The sequence below is a fragment of the Tenacibaculum agarivorans genome, assembly GCF_001936575.1.
GTDB classification, from domain to species: Bacteria; Bacteroidota; Bacteroidia; order Flavobacteriales; family Flavobacteriaceae; genus Polaribacter; species Polaribacter agarivorans.
Genome location: NZ_MSMP01000003.1, coordinates 142,159 through 158,670, shown reverse-complemented (window position 1 = coordinate 158,670; position 16,512 = coordinate 142,159). Strand labels below are relative to the sequence as shown.

Annotated in this window: 15 protein-coding genes; 3 read left to right on the top strand and 12 right to left on the bottom strand. The window is 29.0% G+C overall.

Annotated elements, in window-relative coordinates; genetic code table 11:
• Window positions 1-137: 137 nt before the first annotated feature.
• From BVC87_RS03485 to BVC87_RS03475, 3 genes are all read left to right on the top strand, one after another.
• A complete protein-coding gene (locus tag BVC87_RS03485; protein WP_075340957.1) occupies window positions 138-521 on the top strand; it encodes a BlaI/MecI/CopY family transcriptional regulator in 384 nt (127 codons plus the stop codon).
• A 1-nt stretch (window position 522) separates the two neighbouring features.
• Complete coding sequence (locus tag BVC87_RS03480; RefSeq protein WP_075340956.1) at window positions 523-1,830, top strand: peptidoglycan DD-metalloendopeptidase family protein; 1,308 nt, start codon at window positions 523-525, stop codon at window positions 1,828-1,830.
• A 286-nt stretch (window positions 1,831-2,116) separates the two neighbouring features.
• Window positions 2,117-4,132, top strand: coding sequence for an ATP-binding protein (locus tag BVC87_RS03475; RefSeq protein ID WP_075340955.1), 2,016 nt, complete (start codon window positions 2,117-2,119; stop codon window positions 4,130-4,132).
• Window positions 4,133-4,178: 46 nt separating this feature from the next.
• On the opposite strand, the gene BVC87_RS03470 is transcribed toward BVC87_RS03475, so the two are convergent.
• From BVC87_RS03470 to BVC87_RS03415, 12 genes are all read right to left on the bottom strand, one after another.
• Window positions 4,179-4,808, bottom strand: coding sequence for an O-methyltransferase (locus tag BVC87_RS03470; RefSeq protein ID WP_075340954.1), 630 nt, complete (start codon window positions 4,806-4,808; stop codon window positions 4,179-4,181).
• A gap of 69 nt (window positions 4,809-4,877) precedes the next feature.
• Complete coding sequence (locus tag BVC87_RS23750) at window positions 4,878-6,308, bottom strand: nuclear transport factor 2 family protein (RefSeq protein WP_234974628.1); 1,431 nt, start codon at window positions 6,306-6,308, stop codon at window positions 4,878-4,880.
• A gap of 295 nt (window positions 6,309-6,603) precedes the next feature.
• Window positions 6,604-7,482 carry a helix-turn-helix domain-containing protein gene (locus tag BVC87_RS03460; RefSeq protein WP_075340953.1) on the bottom strand — a complete coding sequence of 293 codons (879 nt, stop codon included), beginning with the start codon at window positions 7,480-7,482 and terminating at the stop codon, window positions 6,604-6,606.
• A gap of 44 nt (window positions 7,483-7,526) precedes the next feature.
• A complete protein-coding gene (locus BVC87_RS03455) occupies window positions 7,527-8,234 on the bottom strand; it encodes a pseudouridine synthase (protein ID WP_075340952.1) in 708 nt (235 codons plus the stop codon).
• Between the two features lie 78 nt (window positions 8,235-8,312).
• A complete protein-coding gene (locus tag BVC87_RS03450; protein WP_075340951.1) occupies window positions 8,313-8,792 on the bottom strand; it encodes an Lrp/AsnC family transcriptional regulator in 480 nt (159 codons plus the stop codon).
• 93 nt (window positions 8,793-8,885) lie between these two features.
• Window positions 8,886-9,941 carry a M14 family zinc carboxypeptidase gene (locus tag BVC87_RS03445; RefSeq protein ID WP_075340950.1) on the bottom strand — a complete coding sequence of 352 codons (1,056 nt, stop codon included), beginning with the start codon at window positions 9,939-9,941 and terminating at the stop codon, window positions 8,886-8,888.
• A 2-nt stretch (window positions 9,942-9,943) separates the two neighbouring features.
• Entirely contained in the window at window positions 9,944-11,410 is a 1,467-nt protein-coding gene (locus BVC87_RS03440; protein ID WP_075340949.1) for an aminotransferase class V-fold PLP-dependent enzyme, read from the bottom strand.
• Between the two features lie 127 nt (window positions 11,411-11,537).
• Window positions 11,538-12,926 carry a phosphoglucosamine mutase gene (gene glmM, locus BVC87_RS03435; protein ID WP_075340948.1) on the bottom strand — a complete coding sequence of 463 codons (1,389 nt, stop codon included), beginning with the start codon at window positions 12,924-12,926 and terminating at the stop codon, window positions 11,538-11,540.
• Window positions 12,927-13,024: 98 nt separating this feature from the next.
• Complete coding sequence (locus tag BVC87_RS03430; RefSeq protein ID WP_075340947.1) at window positions 13,025-13,465, bottom strand: outer membrane beta-barrel protein; 441 nt, start codon at window positions 13,463-13,465, stop codon at window positions 13,025-13,027.
• Window positions 13,466-13,591: 126 nt separating this feature from the next.
• Window positions 13,592-15,364, bottom strand: coding sequence for a 30S ribosomal protein S1 (rpsA, locus tag BVC87_RS03425; RefSeq protein ID WP_075340946.1), 1,773 nt, complete (start codon window positions 15,362-15,364; stop codon window positions 13,592-13,594).
• Between the two features lie 192 nt (window positions 15,365-15,556).
• A complete protein-coding gene (locus BVC87_RS03420; RefSeq protein ID WP_075340945.1) occupies window positions 15,557-15,940 on the bottom strand; it encodes a pYEATS domain-containing protein in 384 nt (127 codons plus the stop codon).
• Window positions 15,937-16,458 (bottom strand): hypothetical protein, encoded by a 522-nt coding sequence (locus BVC87_RS03415; RefSeq protein ID WP_143569704.1) that lies wholly within the window; start codon window positions 16,456-16,458, stop codon window positions 15,937-15,939. The genes BVC87_RS03420 and BVC87_RS03415 overlap by 4 nt, the downstream gene beginning before the upstream one ends.
• Between the last annotated feature and the right edge of the window lie 54 nt (window positions 16,459-16,512).

Genomic DNA, 16,512 nt, shown 5'->3' with positions numbered 1-16,512 from the left:
ATCAGACTATTTTGAAATATTTGAGATATAAAATTTTGAATTGTCGTTAAACTTAGTTGAAATGCAATCAAACAACTATAAAAATAGTTTTATTACTATTTTTATAGTTATACAAAAAATATTTATATATTTGTACTATGAATGAACTAACTAAAGCTGAAGAGCAAATCATGAAATATGTATGGAAATTAGACAAAGTTTTCTTAAAAGACATTGTAAATGAATTTCCTGAACCTAAACCTGCTTATACAACAATTTCAACTGTAGTGAGAGTTTTGGTTAAAAAGAATTTTTTAAAATTCGAAACTTATGGTAAAGTTCGTCAATATTATCCTGCTATTTCAAAGGAAGTATATTTTAGAAATCATATGAAAAATGTAATTGGAAACTTTTTCAATGGTTCTACAAGTAAGTTTGCCTCTTTTTTTACATCAGATGAAGATTTAAGCTTAACTGAATTGGAACAAATGAAAAAAATGTTAGAGGATAAAATTGATACATTAAAGGATAAAAATAAATAGTATGCTTTTATATCTTATACAGGTAACTGTAGTTTTTGGTTTACTATATCTTTTTTATGTTTTGTTTTTAAAATCACATACCTTTTATGGTATCAATAGAGCAATTTTATTAACAATCATTCCTTTATCTATTTGTCTACCTTTATCAAATACTTTACTTCCTCAATTAAGTCAAGTTATTGTAGAGGTTCCTATCTTAGAAGAGGTAAACTCATACAGCTTTGAGCAAAATACTACTGTTCAACAAGTCAAACAAAAGTTTACTGATATTAATTACCATCAGTTTTTACTAGTAATTTATGTTTTAGGGGTAATCATAAGTATTTCAAAATTTTTTTTTAGCGTTTTAGAGTTAATTCGTTTACAGAAAAATACTGCAAAAAAACAAGGTAATGGCTATCATTTAGTCTTTATAGATACTAAAGAAATATTCTCCTTTATCAATTGGATTTTTATCCCCAAAAAAATGAAGCATAACGATCTAATTGTTGCTCATGAAAAAGCTCATATAAGACTCAAACACTCTTATGATATCCTTTTTTATGAAATCTATTTTTCGTTTTTTTGGTTTAATCCATTGTCATATTTCTACAGAAAATCAATTAAATCCATTCATGAGTTTCAAGCAGATAAAGCTGTCCTAACTTCTAACGTTAAGCCTTCAATGTATTTGAAATTGTTAATGGATACCATTGATAATCAAAAAACAAATAACGCTTATAATTATTTTAATAACCCAATTTTAAAACAACGAATTGTCATGATTACTAAACAAAAATCAAATCAATTACATAAAATAAAGTACTTTTTATTATTACCTCTGTGTCTGATTTTAGTTTCTGCATTCACAACACCAATAGAAGAAATTCCATTTAATATTCCTATTGGAATGAAACGTACTTATAATACGCCTCCTTCTTTATTTCCATTACAAAATACTTCTGCAGAAAATATAACGGCTTACTTTGGTCAGAAAGGTAGACATCCGAAAGTAAATAAAGGTGTTATTCACACAGGTATAGATATTAAAGCTAAAATAGGAACTCCTGTAATAGCTACTGAAAACGGGGTTATTGCTAAAGCAAGCTCTGAAGGTGTTTGGGGGAATTTAATTATTATAATTCATGATAATGGCTATGAAACCTGGTATGCGCATTTGGATAGTTTTAAAGTAACTCAGAATACTAAAGTTAAAAAGGGAGAGGTTATTGGCTATGTAGGAAATACAGGAAGATCTACTGGTCCTCATTTACATTATGAAGTAAAGCAAAATGGTAAACATTTAGATCCTTTAGATTTTATAGAATAGCGAAATGCTATTCTATAAAGTTTAATTTATCAAAAGTTTTTTCAGCTTGTTATGAATATGATTATAATAATCCCTTACTATTCCAGTTGCCTACTAAATACTTTCAATTATCAGTAATAATAAACGGAAATACTAAAAATAAACAATCACATTTTAAAAGTCTATGAAATATTGAAGTACTCAAAATAAAGTTAAAAAAATTAGCATAATGTCTAAGTTTACTATTTTTAAAGTCATTTATATTAAGTATTTTGGTTGTTTGAATTTGAATTAACAAGTGTTCCCAATGACGTATTGGTTGCTAAACCATAAAAAATTAAAATTGGTATGTTTTTTTGTGACATTATTGTTGTCTGTGAATCAAGTGTTCAGTCTTGACTTTCAATCAGATGATATTAATGTATTGAACTTAGAAAATACTGTTTTTAATAATGATACTCAGATTAAATTAGAATCTGATTGGGAATTTTATTGGAGTGAATTCATAGAACCAGGTCAATTTAAAAATAAAACGTTTATAAAAGTTGGTACTGACAGCTGGACAAAATATACATCTCCTCAAGGTAAAAAATTTCCTTCTTTTGGTTATGCTACCTACAGATTACAGTTTACCATTCTTAAAAACACACCACCTCTTTCTTTATACATACCTAAATTATATTCCTCGTCTAAATTATGGATTAATGGAAAACTAATATCAGAAATCGGTCATGCTGGCGTTTCAGAATCAACAACTTTGCATAGAAGGTTTTCTCAAATGATTCCTTTACATACCAACGAAACAAATTTTGAAATTGTAATTCAAGTAGCAAATTTTTATCATAATAAAGGAGGAATTAATGAAGCTTTAATTGTTGGACCTAGTAATTATCTTAATTATAAAAAATCAGTTAGAATTATAGCTGATGTACTTTTTATAGGTTGTCTGAGTTTTATTGGGATTTTCTTTCTTATTTTCTTTTCGATGTATTGGAATAAAGATAAAGCCATACTATATTTTGGTATTGCCTGTGTTTTTTTAGCTTACATGGGTTTAAGTGATCGATACGCACCTTTTGCCACTATTTTTAAAACTGCAAGTTGGTGTTTATTAACTAAAATAGAATACGTGTCTTTATTTTTGGCAGGTACTAGTGCTAGTTTATTTTTCTCTGTAATTTTTTCCGACTATGTACATCAATGGTATATAAAAATTTTAAAATATGGCTTTTTGCTATTAAGTGCTCTTGTAATTGTATTACCACCACCCTATTTTACTCAATTAATATTACCTTTTTTGATATATATGATTGTAAATATCATTTATGTTGTTTTTACTATTATGAAAGCAATCACGGGTAATCGTCATGATTCTATTTTAATGTTAGCAAGTACATTATTAGGTTCAATTGTATTTTCATTCCATATTTTTTTCTTCATTGGAGAAAGAGGTCATGCTATCATATATGTAAATTTTGGTTATGTAGCCATTTTCTTGTTATTGTCTATGTTACTTATGGCTAGATTTTCTGATTCTTTTAAAGAATTGGAAATCGCTAAAGAAGTTGAAGTTGATCAAAAAAAGCAACTTTCCGTAAAATCTCAAGAACTTTCTAAAATGAATATAGAACTTAAAGAAAATTTGCGTCAATTAGAAAGCTCTAATGCAGAATTAGATAGTTTTAATCATATTGTATCACATGATCTAAAAGCACCGCTTATAGCCATGCATACTTTGGTAACTTTTATTGAAGAAGATTTAGATACTAAAATAAATGAAGAGACTGAACAGCATTTTGTGTTATTAAAAGATAGAATTAGCAAAATGAATGCTTTAATTAACGGTTTATTAGCATATTCTAAAGCTGCCAAAGGCAATAAAGGAAAAGAAATTTTTAAACTAAATGATTTATTACAAGAACTTAATGATGTTGTAAATCATAAAAATGAAAATACTATTATTTTCCCTAAAAGTAATATCGAGATTTATACCAATAGAATTGAACTAGAACATGTATTTCAAAATTTAATTAGTAATGCTATTAAGTACAATGATAAAGAGAAAGCTATTGTTACTATAGATGTAGAAGAGTTTCCTAAACAATATGTATTTTCAGTAAAAGATAATGGTCCAGGTATCGATCCTCAATATCATACAAAGATCTTTGAAATGTTTAATAAATTAAACGATAATGACGAAATTGAAAGTACAGGTATTGGACTTTCAATCGTTAAAAAACTAGTTTCAGAAAATCAGGGAACTATATCTGTGGAATCTAAAAAAGGTATAGGCACTACAATTAAATTTTCATGGAAGGCCTAATAAATACTATACAAGCGTACTGAATACCTCAATACATTAAAACTAGTTATTCCTCATTTTTTATAGTAATTAAATATACTTTTCCTCCATACATTGATTCTAATTGATATGTATCATCTTTAGCCACTATTTCAAGAAATACTTTACTTTCTAACATATCAGCATTATCAACATAAATAATGGTCTTTTTATGAAAATTAGGCTCTAATAATTTAAAAACTGGTAGGTATAGATCTTTCCAACCATCTAAAACCAGCAGATCAATTGAAGAAGCATAATTTTTTAATGTTTGTAATGCATCTCCTATTCGAACTTCTATATAATCATTTACACCTGCCTTTTTAAAGTTTTCTATGGCTTTTAGAGCTTTGCCTTCTATTAATTCAGTGGTAACTATATTACCCTTGGTTTCGATAATTCCTTGTGCTAGAAATAATGTTGATATTCCGAAAGAAGTACCAAATTCTACAATATTTTTGCATTGCTCCTTTTTAATAAGTGTAACTAAATCTTTTCCTTGTTCTCTAGAAATGGATAAATATACCTCTTTAAAATCTTCAGGTTTAAGCGGTCTAAAAACTCTTTTAGCGACACTTTTAACCATTTTTATGTAATCATTTTTAGAATCATTATATAATTCTTCTATTGTATTTTCTATTGCATTTAATTCAGCCATACTTTTTTGATTAAAAAAGGAGCATCTTCATTTAGATGCCCCTTTTTATAGTTATACTACAATCTAAACTTAAAACTTTCCATTTTCGTTCTTCCACTCTGATTTTGGTGGAATTGGAGCAATCACATCCCAATGTTCAACAATCTGACCATTTTCCAATCTAAACAAATCGTAAAAAGAAGTAAGCTCTCCTTTTCCGAATTTTCCTTCGCTCATTGTTAATACAAAATTACCTTGGCCTAATACTTTGTGTAGTTTAGTATACTCCATTATTAATCCATTTTCAGCAAAGTATTTCATTGCTGCTCCAAAGCCTTCTAAACCATCTGCTACAGCTGGATTATGTTGAATGTATTTTTTAGGATTTATGTATGTGGTTAGTTTATCCATTTCATGTCCTAATAATACTTTCTCTATAAATTCTTTTACTGTATTTTTATTAGCTTCAGTTTTGTCTAAATCAGTAATTTCAGTAGCTCCATCAAATTGAGTTCTTCCACTAGGATTAGGTTTTTGAGTTTCTAATAAATTATCCCAGTGTTCTACTATTTTCCCATTTTCAAAACGAAAGACGTCAAAACCTGCTTTAGGACCAAAAAAATCATATTCTGTATGTGTAAATACATAATCTCCATCTTCAAATGCTCTAACTACATTAGCTTTGAATCCTTGTGGTGGGGCATGTTGCATTACTTCTCCAAACCCTTGTAAACCATCTGCTACGGCTAAGTTATGTTGAATGTATTTTTCAGGATTAATATAAGAGATTGGTTCTTTAGCCCCTGTATTAAAGCTATTTAATAAGGCTACTACTTTGTCTTTGTTTGATAATTCCATGTTGTTGTTTTTTATAGATTTAATTGTTGAAAAACGATTCATTCGGATAGATGACTGATCCATCATTCCCATAAATTCTTTAGCAATGGGTTGAGACATAAAAGATTGTAATACATTATCTGAGTTTTCTTTGGTATCCCAATACACTAAAACAATTTGCTCTCCTTTATCATTTTTCCCAACAGCTCTTTGTAAAAAACCTTTTTGTTTACTTGTAAAAGCTGTTTCTACTTCTTTGTTGGTTGCATTGAACTTTTCAATGTCTACATCAGAATTCGTATTAAACGACATAATTTCTACAAATTCACTACCATCTGCTTTAAACTCATCGGTAGTAACATATCTATTCATTTTCATTGTAGAAGGATCAATCATAGCTGCATAACCAGCTACAGAAGTATCTCCCATAAATTTTTGCATAGATGCATCCGCATCCGGTAGTGTTTCCCAATATACTATAACAGTATATTCACCATTTCCGTTTGTAGTACTTTCTCGTTTAATAAACCCTTTTTGCTTACTAGTAAAATTATTTTCAACTTCACTATCTAGCGTATTAAAAGTTTGATTATTAGTAGTAGATTTAGTTTTAAATGTAGTAACTTCTACTATTACTTCTTTTTTTGGAGTTTCACAACTACTTAGTCCTAAAACTATCGACATAATAAGAATCTTTGAAAAATTTTTCATTTTAATGTTTGGATTGATTTAAACTTTAAAATTCAAGAAAAAGTTTTAACAATTAATGGTGAAAGTTGCGCTAATAATAGTAAAAGTGAACCCTAATAACCAATTTGACAAACCTTTTAAATAGTATTGATTTTCAAAATATTAAATCAAGTTATTTAAAGTTTAAAAATTTCATTTTAACGGTATTTTAATTATACTACAAAATTGAAATTTTTATAGAGCATGTTAGTTATCAAACTAATGATAAAAATGGTAAAAGTGTAACTTTTTATATTTTATTTCTGAATTGAATTGGAGTCTGAAGTGTATTACGTTTGAAGAATTTAACCATATTTGAAGGCTCATCAAAGCCAGTTTTATAACTAATTTCTTTTATCGATAATGATGTAGATACAAGATATCTTTTGATTTCAACGGTAACAAAATCGTCAATAAACTCTTTAACTGTTTTTTTTGTTAACTCCTTAACTATTTCATTTAAAAGCTTGTATGAAATGTTTAATTTAGATGCATAATACCTTGAACTTCTAGTAGTAGAATACTCATTTTCAATAAACTCTATAAATCTATTAAAAATAACTATTCTATTCGTTTTAATTTGTGTGAAAGAACGTTTTTGTTGTACCCTTTCAGCTTTAAGAAGAAATAAATGAAGTAAAGTACTAAGTATTTCTTTTTTAGCAAATAATTCTGAATTCGTATATTCTTTATATAGTTGTTTAATTAAATTACTAAAGTCATCTTCTTCAATTTCATTACCATTGATAGCTGGATTTTCTAAATGGTAATTATATAACCTATTCAATTTAATGTTTTCAGATAAAAAAAATCTTTTTTCTAAAAAATTACTGTTTAAAACAATACAATAACCTTCTGCTAATTCTAATTTCTTGGTGAAGTGGTGTACTTGATTTTTGGCTATAAATAAAATACTTCCTGCTGTTAAATTGTAGTATTTAAAATCCACATAATGTTCATATGCATCTTTTGTGACATATAAAATAAGGTAAAATTTTATTTTATGTGATTTATAAGGATCATGGTTATTTATCTTCTCAAGTTTACTGAACGTTTCCTTGAGAGTCATTACTTCTATATCAAAAACTCTTTTTGTGTCAAAATTTATTCTTGGAAGCTTTTTTTCCATAGTATAAAGATATAAGTAAGAGTTTATTTAGCAAATTAATTTGGTTATAGATAATTCCAGTTGAACTTTTGAAATAGTTCTAACCAATTTTCTGGAAGTTTCGCCTTTAAATTTAATTCTTCATTTAAAAAAGGATGTACAAAATTAAGTTCGTTTGCATGTAAAAATAAATTAAACCAACCAAAATTATCTTCAAACATGGCATTATGATTTTTATCTCCATATTTACCATCACCAATTAGTGGATGGCTAATTTTATTCATATGAATGCGTAGCTGGTGTAATCTTCCTGTTTTTGGAGTTAGTTCTACTAAGCTATACCTAGAAGTGTCATATGGTTTAACAGGTACGTTTAAGGTTATATTTTGTAATGTTTTTAAATGTGTTTCTGCTTCTTTATAAACCTTACTATCTTTTCCTTTTACAGGAGAGTCTATAACTCTTGTATCAGGAGAAAACCCTCTAACAACTCCTAAATACTTTTTTTGTATTTCGTTTTCTGTAAACAACTTTTGAAACTTAGCTACATGCTGTGTTTCTTTACTTAATAAAATTATTCCTGAAGTACGTCTATCTAGTCGATGTACGGGGTAAAATTTCTCTTGGAATTGTATATCTAATAATTGTAGTAAAGATGTTTCTTCTCTTACATTTCTTGAATGAAATGCATGATGTACAACCATGTCATTTGGTTTGGTTACACAAATACAAAAGTCATCCTCGTAAATAACTTCTAGAGTTAAATTTCTCATTTAAATTAATACCTATAAAAAAACCGTCTATAATACAAAAGTAGTATTAAGACGGTTATAAAATTTTTAAATTATGATTTAGAAATCTTGGAAGATTGCATGCATCATTCTCTTTTTATCATTGATGCTTTCTTCTAAAGAAATCATAGTTTCTGTTCTATTTACGCCGTGAATTTCATCTATTTTGTAAATAATATCTTTAGCATCATTAGTATCTTTGGCTCTAACCTTACAGAAAATATTATACTTTCCAGCAGTTACATAAGCAACTGTTACATTAGGAATTAAACGCAAATTATCAATAACATGTTGTGTCATAGAAGTTTTCTCTAGGAAAATTCCAACATGTGCAATAAATGCATATCCCATTTTTTCGTAATCTAAGGTTAATGTAGAACCTTGGATAATACCTTCATCTTCCATTTTCTTAACACGAACGTGTATAGTACCTGCTGATACTAATAATTTTTTCGCTATGTCAGTAAATGGTGTACGCGCATTCTCGATTAAAATATCTAATATTTGATGATCGATTTCGTCTAATACAAATTTCTTCATTTTTTAATATAATTCATAGTATTCAACAAAAGTATAAATTATTTTCAATCAATAGTGATTAAATATAGACAAAATTTAATATTTAATAAAAATTTAATGATCGCAATCGATTTCGTGGTGTCCAATATACCCATCAAGATCACCTTCTTTATGTTTATTTAACATGGAAGTAAATTGATTATCAATAATTTTATCTTCATACTGAAAAGCAACATCATTTTTATTTTTATTTCTATGGATAACATCAAAAAATATTTTGTTGTTATTAGGTATAGAAAAATATTCAGTGTGATCAGAAAAATCATTTGTACAAGCTATATGCAATATTCCTTGAATTAATGCATAGAAATTAAATTTCCTAGCCTCTTCCCGAACATAATCGTTTGTAAAATGACCTGCTTCTATTAAAATAGTGTTATGCCCTAGTTTTTGAAAATTATCTCCAGTTGCTGTTGGATAAAATTCATCACTATATCGTCCTACATGGTTAGGAATAATCTCTTGTAGTAAATTATTCATTGCTACAATTACATTCATAGTCTCTTTTCTACCTGTAGTAATTTCTCTTGTAATTTCTTCTGATGGTGCTAAAAATGATATAGTGGCTGGATTTTTGGTACCTTCTACTCCAAAAATAGTACGCTGATCATGAAGGTTAAAACAAAAATGAGGATTAAAATTATCTAAAGTAGTTCTCAAAAGTTTACTTTCACATGCTTGAATATCTACAGCATCACGATTCAAATCTATTTTTTTAGCATTCACTCTTGTATATGCTAATGCACCATCTGGATTTAGCATAGGAATGATTACTATAGAACAATTATCAAGAATAGTTTTAGTTATTTGATGTTCTTTAAATTGATCTAAAAAATTGAAAAAGTCAAATAATGCCTTGGTTCCTGTACTTTCGTTACCATGCATTTGACTCCATATTAATATTCGCTTCTCTCCTTTTCCTATTTTTAACTTGTATATATCTCTATTTTCTTCAGATTTACCTAATGGTTCTATCTGGAATATAGTTGTATTTAAATTCTCGATTAAAGGCTTGATATGAGGTAAAGTAATCCATTTTCCAAATAAAGAATCTTCTTTTATTTGTGAATATATTTCCTCAAGAAAATTGATATTGATATTTTTTGTCATACTTAAATTGAAAACCAGTTTTTAACTAATTCTTGCTCAATAGGTTTTACTGATTTATGGATGTAGTCATTTTTGATGGGATCATATTGATAGTCTTTTGACCATTCTTTTATATGTTCAGATACACTTTTAAGTGATTCGCATATGTAAGTCAGTTCTTCAGATGCAATTGTGGGATGTATTGATAGGCGAACCCAGCCAGGTTTTTCAAAAGAACAACCATCTAAAAGTAATTCTTTTATTGATTTCGATTTACTTTCAGTAACATTTAATAAAAAATGCCCGTAAGTACCTGCACAAGAACATCCGCCCCTAGTTTGTATACCAAAACGATCATTTAATACTTTTACTATTAAATTGTAATGATATTTTTCAAAATAAAAGGAAAATATACTTAGCCGTTCTTTATGCTTTGGAGCTAGTATGTGTACTCCTTCTAAATTTTCTAGACAATTGAATATTACTTTATTAATTTCATCTTCCCTTTTTTTGATATTCTCAGTACCCATTTGATCTTTTAGCTGCATAGCCAAAGCAATTCGTATGGTTTGTAAAAATGCTGGGGTACCTCCGTCTTCCCTAGTTTCAACATCATCTATGTAATCATTCTGTCCCCAAGGATTTGTATAAGTAACAGTTCCTCCACCAGGATTATCAGGTACCATATTTTTATATAGTTTTTTATTAAAAATAAGTACTCCAGAACTACCTGGTCCTCCTAAAAATTTATGAGGAGAAAAGAAAATAGCATCTAAATATTCATCCTCATTATCAGGATACATATTAATATCTACATATGGTGCAGAACAAGCAAAGTCCACAAAACATAGTCCATTATACTTATGAATTAACGCTGCAACTTTATGATAATCTGTTTTTATACCTGTTACATTAGATCCAGCAATAATTGAAGCTATTTTTATAGGGCGATCTTGATATTTTTGAATTGTTTTTTCAAATATATCTAAACATATTAATCCTTCATTATTACATTCTACGACTTCAACATCTGCTATAGTTTCTAACCACGAAGTTTGATTAGAGTGGTGCTCCATATGACTAATAAAAACAATTGGTCTTTTGTCTACAGGAATTTCTGTATGATCCTTTAAGTTTTCAGAGACTTTTAGCCCTAAAATTCGTTGAAATTTATTTACAACTCCAGTCATTCCAGAACCTTCTGTGATTAGCACATCATCTTTAGAAGCATTTACATGTTCTTTTATAATCTTTCTAGCTTGATGATATGCCAATGTCATAGCTGCACCTGTTGTAGATGTTTCAGTATGTGTATTGGCTACAAAAGGACCAAATTTATTAATTAATTTTTCTTCTATTGGTCTATATAATCTTCCACTAGCTGTCCAATCGGTGTATAATAATTTTTGAACACCGTACGGAGAAGTAAATTCTTGATCTATTCCTATAATATGTTTTCTAAACTGTTGAAAATAGTGCTCTAAATTCATAATTTTTCTACTTATATAAACGAATTTCTGTAAAAAAAATGGATTGACATATAATCTATACTAGATTTAACAATCCTAGTAAAATAGTATGGAAATTAAAAACCCCGCAATTGCGGGATTTTTTAACTTATATAATTTCTTTTATTTCCTTAATAAATCGTTTAGCTAAATCATCAGCTTTTTCTTGTGACTTTGCTTCGGTATATATTCGGATAATAGGTTCTGTATTAGATTTACGTAAATGTATCCATTCTTGAGCAAAATCAATTTTAACTCCATCTATAGTGTTCACATCCTCGTTTTTATATTTATCTGCCATTGTCGCTAAAATTTTGTCAACATCTATTTGAGGTGTTAATTGAATTTTATTCTTACTCATAAAATAACTTGGGTAACTTTCTCTAAGTTTTTTACAAGATATTTTTTTATTTGCTAAATGTGATAAAAACAAGGCTACACCTACTAAAGAATCTCTACCATAATGCGACTCTGGATAGATAATACCTCCATTACCTTCTCCTCCTATTACCGTGTTGGTGTCTTTCATCATTTGTACTACATTCACTTCACCAACAGCACTTGCGGTATAAGTACCTCCATGAATCTCAGTAATGTCTCTTAAAGCTCTTGAAGACGATAAATTAGAGACTGTATTTCCTCCTTTATTTTTACTTAATACATAATCTGCACAAGCTACAAGTGTGTATTCTTCACCAAACATAGAACCATCTTCACAGATTAATGCTAAACGATCAACATCAGGATCAACAACAATACCTAAATCAGCTTTCTTTTTGACAACTAATTTTGAAATATCAGTTAAATGTTCTTTTAAGGGTTCAGGATTATGTGGAAACTCTCCATTAGGCTCACAATATAATTCTATACACTTTACATTTAATGCTTTCAATAAAGCAGGAATAGCAATTCCTCCAGTAGAGTTTACACCATCTACAACAACTTTAAATTTTGCTTTTTTAATTGCTTTTTTATCAACTAAAGGAAGTTTTAAAACTTCTTTTATATGTTTTTTTATATAATTTTTCTTTTTTCTATATACTCCTAAATCATCTACTTCAGCAAAGTTAAAATCTTCTTTTTCTGCTATTTCAAGAATTTTTTCACCATCTTGTCCACTTAAAAACTCTCCTTTTTCATTTAATAGCTTTAATGCATTCCATTGCTTAGGATTATGTGAAGCTGTTAAAATAATTCCTCCATCAGCATTTTCTATTGGTACTGTTATTTCAACAGTAGGAGTTGTAGATAAACCTAAGTCAATGACATCTATTCCTAGACCTATTAAAGTATCAGATACTAGTCCACTTATCATTTTTCCGGAGATTCTAGCATCTCTACCAATCACAATCTTTATAGTTTCTTTTTCTGAGTTTTTATTTTTTATAAATGTTCCATATGCAGCAGCAAATTTCACTGCATCTACTGGAGTTAAATTATCACCGGTGTTTCCACCTATTGTTCCTCTAATTCCAGATATAGATTTAATTAATGTCATGTCTTCCTTCTATTTTTAGCAAATATAAAACTTCTTATTTTTAAGTATAAAAAAACACTGCAAAAGCAGTGTTTACTAATTTTTCAAGGTGATTGTTTTTATAAACTAAACATCACTCCTGCATTTAAGAATCCTCCTGAATCTACTCCACTATACGAAGCTCTTAAAGCAATATTACTTTGTAATTTATATTCAAATATAGGTCTGAAATAAAAACCATTTCCAGCATTGTTAATTCCTATTGCATATCCCATATCTAAACCTAAATCAATTTTATCAGTAGCTTTAAATCTTCCTGCTCCAGCTAACGGAAGAATAATTGAATTTCCTGTTGTAACCACAGCTAAACCAGTTGCAGCACCAACATCAAATCTGCTATCTACATTGAATAAATAGTCTACATCACCTCCTATAACAAAAGATGAATCACCACTTCCTGTAGTAAAACCTATATTTGCTCCAATTCTTAATTTTCCATCTTGTGCAAAAGCACTAGACGCCATAGCTAAAAAAGCTACTAAACATAAAATTTTTTTCATTTGTTTTTAATTTTAGATTCGTTTAGTAAAACGACAAATTTGGTACCAAAGTATAACTTTTTATCAATAAAAAAAACCATTACTAAAAAAGTAATGGTTTTTATAAATTTATAATGAAAAAGGTGATTATTTACCTTGTTCCATTTTCTTCTTTAATTCAGCTAATCCTCCGATATCACCTAAAGTAGTTTTTTCAGATTCTTGAGCTTTCTTAGCTGCTGCTTTCACATTTCTTTGCTCTTCTTCTCTGAAGATAGAAGTATGAGAAACAACAATCTTACGGTATTCTTTGCTGAATTCAGTAACAACAAATTCTACAGTATCTCCTTTTGCTAATTTACCACCGTCTTCTTTTTCTAAGAAACGAGAAGGTGCAAATGCTTCAACTCCATCTTCAAAAGTAACTGTAGCTCCTTTATCATTCTTAGCAGTAATAGTACCTTCAAATTTGTTTCCGATAGCATATTTAGCTTCATGAGCATCCCAAGGATTATCTTGAGTTTGCTTGTGTCCTAAGTTTAACTTACGGTTTTCAACATCTAATTCTAATACTTGTACAGCTAATTTATCACCTACAGTAACAAACTCTGATGGGTGCTTAACTTTCTTAGTCCAAGATAAATCAGAGATGTAAACTAATCCATCAATACCTTCCTCTAATTCAACAAATACACCAAAGTTAGTATAGTTACGAACAGTTCCTTCGTGTTGAGAACCAACAGGGAACTTAGAAGTAATATCTGTCCATGGATCTGGGTGTAATTGCTTCATACCTAAAGACATCTTACGCTCTTCTCTATCTAAAGTTAAGATTTGAGCTTCAACTTCGTCACCTACTTGTACGAAATCTTGAGCTGAACGTAAGTGAGTAGACCATGACATTTCAGATACGTGGATTAATCCTTCTACTCCATCTTCTACTTCTACAAACGCACCATAGTCTGCTAATACAACTACTTTACCTTTTACTTTATCTCCTACTTTTAAGTTAGAATCTAAAGCTTCCCAAGGATGAGCAGATAATTGCTTTAATCCTAATTGAATTCTAGACTTGTTATCATCAAAGTCTAAGATTACAACATTTAATTTTTGATCTAATTCAACAACTTCACTTGGGTGGTTGATACGAGACCAAGATAAATCTGTAATGTGAATTAATCCGTCAACACCTCCTAAGTCAACAAATACACCATAAGAAGTTACGTTTTTAACAACTCCTTCTAATACTTGTCCTTTTTCTAATTGACCGATGATTTCACGTTTTTGCTCTTCTAAATCAGCTTCGATTAATGCTTTATGAGATACAACTACGTTCTTAAATTCGTGGTTAATTTTAACAACCTTGAATTCCATAGTTTTTTCAACGTATTGATCGTAATCACGGATAGGCTTAACATCAATTTGAGAACCTGGTAAGAATGCTTCGATTCCGAAAACATCTACAATCATACCACCTCTAGTTCTACACTTTACAAAACCGTTAACGATTTCTCCAGTTTCATGTGCGTTGTTAACTCTATCCCAAGCTTTAATTACACGTGCTTTTTTGTGAGATAATACTAATTGACCTGAAGAATCTTCTCTTTTGTCAACTAATACTTCTACTTTATCACCCACAGCTAAATTTGGGTTATAACGGAATTCGTTTAATGAAATAACTCCTTCAGATTTAGAGTTGATATCAATAATGGCATCACGATCAGTTACTCGAACTACTTCACCTTCAATTACGTCACGCTCATTAACGAAACCTACAGTTCCTTCTAACGCTTTTTCGAATTCCTTTAATTTAGACTCATCAACTTCATCAATACCTTCTTCGTATTTATGCCAGTTAAAGTTTGCTAAAAATTCTTGTGGGTTAACTGCTTCTGCAGTTGTTTTTGTTTCTTCAGACATGTCTGAGAATAATTTTGTATCTTTTTGTTAGCCAGATTTTTAACGATACTAACGCCAAGAGAAATTAAACGTAAAAAAAATTTTGTAACACCTTTTTTAAATCTGCTCTCGTAAAAAGGAGTGCAAATTTACGTTTAAATATTAAGATTTCCTAAAAAAGTTTTGATTAAGAGTAACTTAAGTTATTTAAAACTACTCTTTTTTCCATTTTACTTGACCTTTTGTGATCTCATTGCCATAAGTTAAGTAGTGAGTTAAATGAAATTTTCGTCCTGTAATATCTTCTATTTCAATTTTTACAGTAAACAACCCCCATGTCCATAATACTAATTTACAATTAAAATTACCAGGAGTTCTCTCTATTACGCGTTCCCTATTCTTAAATGTTTTATGTAAATGATATGTCACTTTTTTTATGAATGGTAAATCATTACCTTCTAAATAGAGATTAACCTTATAAAACATGGTTTTCCCTTTTTTTCTAAAAAAAGCAATACCTTCTTTTCTTTCATTGGTATGAGGATTAAAAATTGAATCCTTAACTCTTATGTCGTATGTTCTTCTTTTTAAACTCATGGTTGCTCTTCTTCATCAAAGTTAATATCTGGATTTGGAGCAACTTGCATTTCCTCTTCAAAGATTTCATTTCTTACATTATCTTGAGTTTCTTCTTCCGTTGTAGATATTGATTCTTGTTTATTAGATGCAGATTCTCCAAAATAATAACCAATTACAGTTCCTAAAAGCCCCCCTAACGATGCAATAACTAATTGTAATGCTTCCATTTTTTCATCAAATTCAGGGGTTGTTGCCATAGAAAAAATGATGAGTCCAGTAAAAATCAATACAATTACCAATGCAAGTAAATGTTTAAAATCGCTTATTATTTTTACCAAAAATTGTGTAAAAACATAACTCATATCTCCATAGGCCGCCTGAGTTGCTTCGTCATTATCTAATTTACTAATGTTATATCTCCCCCATTTGAAAATTTTAGCTAACCAGTTTAGTGCATATATTGCAGAGAAAACTAATAAAATAAGCATTAGTATACCATTGGAGTGCGTTGATAAAAACGTGAAAAAATCTTCCATTTTATTATTTGGTTTAACTGGAAACTAATTTAATTAATAAATATCAGATGTTGT